The sequence below is a fragment of the Ameyamaea chiangmaiensis genome, from assembly GCF_013376175.1.
GTDB classification, from domain to species: domain Bacteria; phylum Pseudomonadota; class Alphaproteobacteria; order Acetobacterales; family Acetobacteraceae; genus Ameyamaea; species Ameyamaea chiangmaiensis.
Window position 1 is genome coordinate 1 of the sequence record NZ_JABXXR010000300.1, and the last position, 1443, is coordinate 1443.

Here is a 1443-nt window from a genome sequence, read left to right on the forward strand (position 1 = left end):
CGCTGCCCGGCGCGCGCGACCGGCAGTTCGAGGCATGGTTCAGCGGGCTGGGCGGCACCGGACTGGCGCTGGGCATGGTCACACGACCCGAAGGCACGGCCCCACGTCCTCTGCGTCTCGAGCGTCTGCGCGAGCGTATCGCCGCGCGTATCGGGGCGACGCTGCCCGGTACGCCGGGCGCCATCGCGGCCATCGTCCTGACCGGGCTGCCCCAGGGCCTGCCGGTGGCGGTGCGCGCCGAGTTCGCGGCGGCGGGACTTGCGCATCTGCTGGCCGTCGCGGGGCTGCATCTGGGGATCGTCATGGGCGTGGCGCTCGCCGCCCTGCGGTGGGGTCTGTCGCGCTTCGAGTACCCGGCGCTGCACTGGCCGTGCAAGGAGATGGCCACGGTCGGGGCGCTTGCGGTCGGGGCGGGGTATGTCGGCCTGACGGGCCTGCACGTGCCCGCGCTCCGCGCGCTGGTCATGGCGATGCTGGTGGTGGTGGCATTGCTGGCGGGGCGTCAGCCGGCGTCGATGCGCGGGCTGGCGCTTGCGGCGTCCGGCCTGTTGCTGGTGTGGCCGTCACTGGTGCGCGACCTGTCGTTCCAAATGTCGTTCGCCGCCGTCATGGCCTTGATCGCGGGGTATGAAGTGTTGCGGGTTCCCCTTGCGCGTCTGCGTGGCGAAGGCGGCCACCTGCGCGCAGCGCTGTCGCACGGGGTTGCGCTGGCGCTGACCAGCCTGCTTGCCGGCAGCGCGACACTGCCGGTCGCACTGGCGCATTTCGGCACCGTCCAGCCCTATTTCGTTGTGGCCAACATGGTTGCGGTGCCGCTGATGGCGGTGTGGATCATGCCGCTGGGTCTGGCCGGATGGGCGCTGCTGCCGATGGGGTGGGGGATACGTGTCGTGCTGGGCCTGGCCCGGATGGTGGCGCACTGGGCCGGGGCCACGTTGAACGTTCCGATCATGCCGGGCTGGGGTCTGGCGGTTTTTCTGATCGGCCTGTGCTGGCTGTGTCTGTGGCGTACACGCTGGCGGCTGGCCGGGTGCGGGCTGATCGCCCTGGGGGTCATGTCGCCTGGGGTCACGGCGCGCCCCGTGGCCGTGATCGCGTCGGACGGTGGTGCGATGCTGGTGCGCACGGCGACCGGCTATCAGGTCACGAAGGCCGCTTATCGGGATCAACCCGTCGTGCAGGCGTGGCAGTCGGCTCTGGGACGGTCATTCCGGCCTCTGGACTGCGGGGCGGGGCCATGTTTGGTGCCCGAGGCCGGAGGTGCCATCGTGCTACGCCCCGACGACCCAAGCGACGGGAACGTCGCCATAGATCCGGCGCTGTGCACGCGCGCGGCACTGGTTCTCTCGGCCACGCCGATCCGGGCCTCCTGCCCCGGCGTGCCCGCGATTGACCGGTTCGCCGTCTGGCGCGACGGGGCGTTCGCGGTGTGGTCGGGCCGGG

1 protein-coding gene is annotated in these 1443 nt (G+C 71.7%); it reads left to right on the top strand.

Annotation, left to right across the window (positions count from 1 at the left end):
- The coding region (locus HUK82_RS16570) for a ComEC/Rec2 family competence protein (protein ID WP_176614961.1) at positions 1–1443 on the top strand (1443 nt) is incomplete at both ends.